Below are 6850 nucleotides of genomic sequence, written 5' to 3' on the forward strand. Positions count from 1 at the left end.
TCCATTCCGAAACAACTTGCTAGAAATCCTCTCCAACTGGCGCATCAATATCCAACTGAGGCAAAATCAAGATGAAGAGAATCAGGAGTTAATTATGAACTTATCACCCGCTTATTACCAATGGCGAGAAGAAGCAGTCCAAGAAGGACGCCAAGAAGGTCGCCAAGAGGGTCGCCAGGAAGGTCGTGAAGAAGGTCGCCAGGAAGAACGGAGGGCCTTCATTGAAAACTCATTCCGAGTCCGATTTGGCGAGATAGATGAGGAATTGTCCTCAACCATTGAGCCACTTTTACAGTTACCTGTGGAAGAGTTAACTCGGTTCGTCCTCACCCTTTCTCGGGATGAATTAGTACAACGGTTTGGAACACCAGGTTAATCAGTTTAGCCGGTTTATATTCGGTCAATCCCTCGAAACAATTCAGCTATTGTCGCGAGGGATTGGCTGTAGCTAAAGCCGAACAACTGGGGGACCTATAACCTCACCAAAATTTACCTAGATTCTAAATAAAGCGAATCATATTTGCTCAAAATCATTTAATTTAGACCTATGACTCACGCAAAAGCTGAACCAGAACTTTATACCTTTGATGAATTTATAAACTGGTATCCCGAACAGTCGGAAGTTCGGTATGAACTATATGATGGAGTAATTGTGGAAATGCCCAAACCCAAGGGAAAACATTCAAATCTAGCCGGTTCTCTGATTGAGCAACTATTGATGACGATTCGAGAGATGGGTAAAGGTGGGATTTGGACGATTCCCCGGGAGTCGATTGTTAAACCTATAGGACAAAAATCCGGTTATGAGCCAGATATCATTGTGTTGAATAAAGAGGTGTTGGGGATGGAACCACGATGGGAAAGCGAGTCAATTATTCAAAATGCTGAATCGGTTAAATTAATTGTTGAAGTGGTTTCAACAAATTGGCGGGATGATTATTATAATAAGTTACGAGATTATGAAGAGATGGGTATCCCGGAATATTGGATTATTGATTATGATGCTTTGGGGGCAAGAAAGTTTATTGGTAACCCCAAGCAGCCTACTGTTTTTGTTTGTGATTGGGTGGAGGGAGAATATCAGATGAATTCCTTTACGGGTAATTCTTCGATTGTTTCTCCGACTTTTGGTAACTTTACTTTGTCTGCACAGGATATTTTTGCAATGGCTTTTTAGGTAATTTTAATAGGAGAGGTCATCTATTTATGATCCTGATGCCACTTGCCAGGGGAGCATCTCAATTTGTTCAAGAGACCTAACCCCCCAGCCCCCTTCCCTAAGAGGGAAGGGGGAGCCGGAAAGGGGAGTCTCAAAGCCCCTCCCCTCTTAGGGGAGGGGTTTGGGGAGAGGTCAGACTGGTTTTTAGGCAAAATTGAGATGCTCCCCTTGCCAGCGTTTAATACTGCCATCGGCGCTACCACTAATTATCGCCCTCCCATTGGGTGTGAATACCACGGAGGTTACCGATGCTGAATGTGCTTGGACTCCATTTAATTCCTCTCCGGTATAGGGATTCCAAAAGCCGATCGCACCGTTGCGAGTTCCCCCTACCACTAAGGGTAACTGTGGACTAAATGCCACGGTTTCAATCCAATCTGTATGGGGTAAGTTTCCTAACAGTTCACCGCTATTTATTTGCCACAATTTTATGGTATTGTCTCGACTGCCGGAGGCGAGCATTTGGCTGTCGGGACTGAAGGCAACCGATCGCACCATATCTTGATGTCCCGTGAAGGTTGCTACCGCTTTCCCCGTGGGTAATTCCCAGAGTTTTACCGTGCGATCGCCACTGCCACTGGCTAATAATTTGCCATCGGGAGAAATCGCCACCGATTCTACCGTTCCTTGATGTTCCGTTAAAGTGGTAATTTGTTTCCCCGTACTGATATTCCAGAGTTTAATGGTGGTATCGGTACTGCCACTGGCTAAAATTGTCCCCGAAGGATTGAGGGCAATACTATTAATCCAGCCGTTATGAGGTGCAAACCAATCTCCCAGCGATCGCAGCAGTTTTCCTGTGCCTAAATCCCATACTTTCAGGCTGCGATCGCAACTGCCACTGATTAATACTCTCCCATCGGGACTAAACATAACCGCCTGTACCCATCCCGAATGTCCCGATAGCCAATTCCCCAATTGTTCTCCAGACTGTCCCCTTCCAGGATACCATAATTGGATGCGATTCTCTTCACTACCACTGGCAATCATTTGACTATCGGGACTGACTGCCACGCAGCGGATCCGACTACCCGAGGCAAAGGTTTCAACACATTTCCATTCCCTCGGTTGCAAACTTTCCAAGTCTTGTAAAACTTCTTGTGCAGATTGATAGCGTTGACTGACTTTATCTTGCAGCAATTTATCTATAATATTCCCTAATGCCGCACTCACGGGACGGCTGAGATATTGTCGCCATTCCCAGCTATTTCCATGTCGGAGATTGAACGGACTGGTTTGGGTTAACAGTTCAATACAAGTTACCCCTAAACTATATAAATCACTCGCAAAGGTAGGATTTTCCGTTAACTGTTCCGATGCCGTATATTCAGGACTGCCGATGATAGTAGCATTGCCGATTTGGGGTTGATTGGAGACGCTTTTAACCGCACTGAATCCCACTAGCAGCAAAGAATCAGAACGGTTCTCCGAGGCAAAATTCCCTCCAGTAACGGGGGGACGGCGAATAATATTAGCGGGTTTGATATCCCGATGAATCACTTGATTGCTGTGAACGAAATGCAGCAGGGGTAAGATTTGTTTGAGGAAGGTGAAAATTTGGTCTTCCGAAAAAGCACCGGACTGTTTGAGTTCTTCTGCAAGGGGTTTTCCCTCCATGAACTCTTGAATTAAATATTGATATTTATCTTGGTCAAAATAGGCCAAAAGTCTCGGAATTTGGGGATGTTGTCCCAGGCGGTCTAATTGTACTGCTTCTCGTTGAAACAGTTCCGCTGCTTTTTGGGCTTCGCTGACAGTTCGGGGCGGAAAAAATTGCTTAATGACACAGAAGGGTTTGGAGGGAATATCTTCATCCACGGCTAAAAAAGTGCGGCTATAGGTGCTACTGCCAATGGGTTTTAAGGCCCGGTAATGGTCTCGCAGCAGGAGTTTGGACCCGCAGGTTTGACAGAATTTATTGCCCTCGGGGTTTTTGGGTTGTTTACAAACTGGATTTAAACAATGGTTCATAAGATTAATTTTAAGGGTTTAAATTCTGCCAAATTTTGAGAGTTTTGTCTTGACTCCCACTAATAATCATCTGACCTTCAAAACTCAAGGCCAAACAAGTGATACTATCATGATGGCCGGTGAGGGTGTGGAGGAGGTTGCCAGTTTCTTGATGCCAGATTTTCAGGGTTTTGTCGTCACTGCCACTGACTAAAATATGACCTTCGTCGGGATTGAAAGTAGGGGGTAAGGGGAGATAACCGATCGCCTGAAATCCACTTAAATGTTCCTTGGGAGTGGCTAATCTTGTGCCCGTATCCAGTTGCCAGGTTTGGATGGTTTTATCCCGACTGCCGGAGGCGAGGGTTTGACTATCCGAGGCGATCGCCACTGCCTCAATCCGTTCCTGATGTCCCGTCAGGGTTGCTTTCACTGTCCCATTCCGCAGATTCCAGAGTTTAATCGTGCGATCGTCACTGCCAGAAGCAATCAGTTTCCCATCCGGGGAACAAGTGACACAGGAAACCCCTTGGGTATGTCCCTCCCAGGTTTGTTGCAATTGTGCCGTCCGCAGATTCCACAGTTTCAGCGTCTTGTCGGCGCTACCACTGACTAAGGTTTTGCCATCGGGGGCGATTGTGAGGGCGGTAATCGCCCCGGTATGTCCAGTAAGCGTGCGAAGTAAAAACCCTGTAGGTAATTGCCAGAATTTAATGGTTTTATCTGTACTTCCAGAAACTAGCAGTTTGCCATCGGGGGAGATGACAACTGCGGTAACTACGCCAGAATGTTGGGTGAGGGTATGGAGGATTTTCCCCGTATTGCAGTCCCAAACGATGATAGTTTTATCCTCACTTCCGGAAGCAATAATTTTCCCGTCCTTGGAGAGGGCGACAGTTTTGATTGACCCAGTATGTCCCGTGAGAGTCGAGTCACAGTCCCAGGTTTGGCGTTGGAACAGTTCCAGCAGGGGATTCGTAGGAACCGTCGGTGGGGTGGGAACTGCGGGAATAAAGGGCGTGACTGCCCCAGGGAAACTCCGACTGCCTGCGGTATTCAAGTCTTGGAGAACCGCTGCGGCAGAGGGATAGCGGGCTTTTATGGAATCTTGAATCATCTTATTCAAAATCGCGGCAAGGCGATCGCTGACGGTGCGTCCAACTTGCTGTAAGTGCGCCTGCCACAACCACCGCGACTCCACCGGATCATAGAGGCGATCGAGGGAAATCCCCGTTAACAACTGAATACAAGTTACCCCCAAACTATACAAATCACTCGCCGGAAATGCCCGACCCCCGCGCAGTTGTTCCATCGGCGCATATCCTTCCGTCCCCGCCCTCGTGCCCGTTTTCCCCCCGCCTGAACTCAGTTGTTTAGCAATGCCAAAATCAATTAACACCAACTGACCCCCAGAGGATTGTCTCCCATCCTCTCGCCGGATAATATTGGCGGGTTTGATATCCCGGTGAATCACCTGCCGTTCATGGACAAACTGTAATACCGGCAGCAAATCTAACAACAACTGGCGAATTTGTTCCTCTGTGAACGCCCCGAATCGTTGCAATTCTTGCCACAACGTTTGTCCTTCAATAAACTGCTGTACCAAATACAGCCGTTTATCTTGTTCAAAATAGGCTAACAGGGCGGGAATTTGGGAATGTTGTTCCCCCAGGAGTAACAACTGCCGCGCCTCCTGTTCAAATAACTCCGTCACCTTTGCCATTGCTTGGGAATCGGACTGGATTTCTGGGGCCGGTAATAATTGCTTAATCGCACAGGGGGCATTGAGGCGGTCCTGATCCAGGGCCAAAAACGTGCGCCCCATCCCGCCTTCCCCGAGGGGGCGAATGGTACGATAGCGATTTTTAAGCCCTAAGGGAGAACGACAACTCAGACAAAACTTGGCATTATCTGGATTGTAAGGCTTCTTGCAATGGGGATTGAGGCAATAGCTCATAGAACAGAAGCGCAAGGCAAGGGGACTTAGGATCTATTGTACCGACAGGTTCCCCTTGGCTTACGTTAGGCTGAGAAAAAATTTAATTTAAGACTCCAGGAGAATATGCGTCAATTACAAATCAGAGTCCCGCAGGGTTGCGGAAAACAGGTGGTGGAGATTGCCCAGGATTATGATGCTTCTAATTTGATCCAGTTCGAGGCAAAGGGTCCCGAAGGTCCCGTGGATGTGGTGGTTCTGCACGTTTCCAATCGCCGAGTGGAAGGGTTGCTGGAGGAGTTGGAATGCATCGACAACCTGGCAGTGACGTTAATTCCTCGGGGAATGATGCCCCTGCATCCGCCAAGTTCGGAGGCCCCGGATCAGGTGACGGAGGTTCAGGAACGCAGTCCCATTGAGATTTTTCTCGGGGGATTGCAGAGTGTGGGGTCTTGGCGGGGATTTTTGGGATATGCGGCCCTGGCAGGGGTGGTGGTGTGGATTGGGTTATTTACCAATAGCAGCTTTTTACTGATTGCTGCCATGCTAATTGCACCGTTAGCGGGTCCGGCGATGAATGTGGCGATCGCCACTTCCCGAGGGGACAAAAACCTACTCAAACGCAGTATAGTGCGGTATTTTAGCGCTTTAGCGGTGTTAATTGCCGTGACAGCTTTCCTGAGTTTAATCATGCAGCAAGAGATTGCCACGCCGTTTATGGTGGAAAACTCTCAAATTTCCGCGATCGCCATTTTGCTGCCGTTAGCTGCCGGGACTGCTGGGGCCTTAAATTTAGTGCAATCGGAACGCAGCAGTTTGGTGGCAGGGGCATCAGTCGGAATGTTGGTTGCTGCCTCCCTGTCTCCCCCTGCCGGAATTATCGGGATGTCGATTCCCCTAGGGCGCTGGGATATGATTGTCAATGGCTTATTTTTGCTGTTGTTGCAATTATTCGGGATTAATTTATCCGCAGCGATTATTTTCCGGGTATTTGGATTAAAGCCCCGGGGTGCCAGGTACGATCGCGGGACGAAAAAGCTGTTTCCGATTTCGATGGGGGTGACAACGGTTGGACTGGTGGCGTTGCTGATGTGGCAATTTTCTGACTCTCCAAATTTGCAGCGCCCAAGTCGTGCTCAACGGATTAATGCGGAAATCAAGAAAGTGGTGGAAACGAGCGAGTTGGCGGAGTTGGTGGAGGGGAATATCCGGTTTACTCGGCCCAATATTTCGGGGCAGAATACTCTACTGGCGGTGGTTTATGTGCAGCGTCAAGGGGGTGTGGATCTGTCTACAGAAGAGATTCGCAGTCGGCTGACTCGGGAGATTCAAGCTCACATTTTGCAGGAAGATTTTAATGTGACTCCCTTGGTTTCGGTGACGGTGTTGGAAACCCCTGAGTTTTTGGGGGATTCTCGGTAGTTGAAGGTTGAGGGGTTGGGGGAGTTTGCTTCTGGGTGGGTTGGGTGATGATGAATGGGGGGAAGATAACGACTGAAGTCGTTACTACGAACTTAAGAGAACGACTGAAGTCGTTACTACAAACATTGGAAACGACTGAAGGGTGGTGGTTTAGTCGGTTTTAACCGACTTTAGCTGTTAGGCGGGGGTTTGAACCCTAGCCCTGTCAAGGTGATAAATTTAATGACGAAAAATCGTTATTTCTTGTAGGGGCGTATTGCATACGCCCTCCAGAGGGCATAAATTTAATGACGAAAAATCGTTATTTCTTGTAGGGGCGTATT

4 protein-coding genes and 1 pseudogene are annotated in these 6850 nt (G+C 48.0%); 3 read left to right on the plus strand and 2 right to left on the minus strand.

Features of this window, described 5'->3' with window-relative positions; all coding sequences use genetic code 11:
* Positions 1–376, plus strand: a pseudogene (locus NG833_RS03960) (hypothetical protein); the annotation flags it as partial.
* A 171-nt stretch (positions 377–547) separates the two neighbouring features.
* On the plus strand, positions 548–1177 hold the full coding sequence (locus NG833_RS03965) for a Uma2 family endonuclease (protein ID WP_254564034.1): 630 nt from the start codon (positions 548–550) through the stop codon (positions 1175–1177).
* A 186-nt stretch (positions 1178–1363) separates the two neighbouring features.
* Here NG833_RS03965 and NG833_RS03970 read toward each other — a convergent pair whose 3' ends face one another.
* Together NG833_RS03970 and NG833_RS03975 are read right to left on the minus strand one after the other, a co-directional pair.
* Positions 1364–3190, minus strand: coding sequence for a WD40 repeat domain-containing serine/threonine-protein kinase (locus tag NG833_RS03970; protein WP_254564035.1), 1827 nt, complete (start codon positions 3188–3190; stop codon positions 1364–1366).
* Positions 3191–3200: 10 nt separating this feature from the next.
* Positions 3201–5126: a serine/threonine-protein kinase gene (locus NG833_RS03975; RefSeq protein WP_254564036.1), complete on the minus strand. Its 1926-nt coding sequence runs from the start codon at positions 5124–5126 to the stop codon at positions 3201–3203.
* Between the two features lie 105 nt (positions 5127–5231).
* Between NG833_RS03975 and NG833_RS03980 the strand changes: the two genes are divergently transcribed.
* The gene (locus NG833_RS03980; RefSeq protein WP_254564037.1) at positions 5232–6527 is read left to right on the plus strand and encodes a DUF389 domain-containing protein; all 1296 of its coding nucleotides are present in this window, start codon (positions 5232–5234) and stop codon (positions 6525–6527) included.
* Positions 6528–6850 lie beyond the last annotated feature (323 nt).

The organism is Oscillatoria sp. HE19RPO (assembly GCF_024220515.1).
Taxonomy (GTDB): domain Bacteria; phylum Cyanobacteriota; class Cyanobacteriia; order Cyanobacteriales; family Laspinemataceae; genus Laspinema.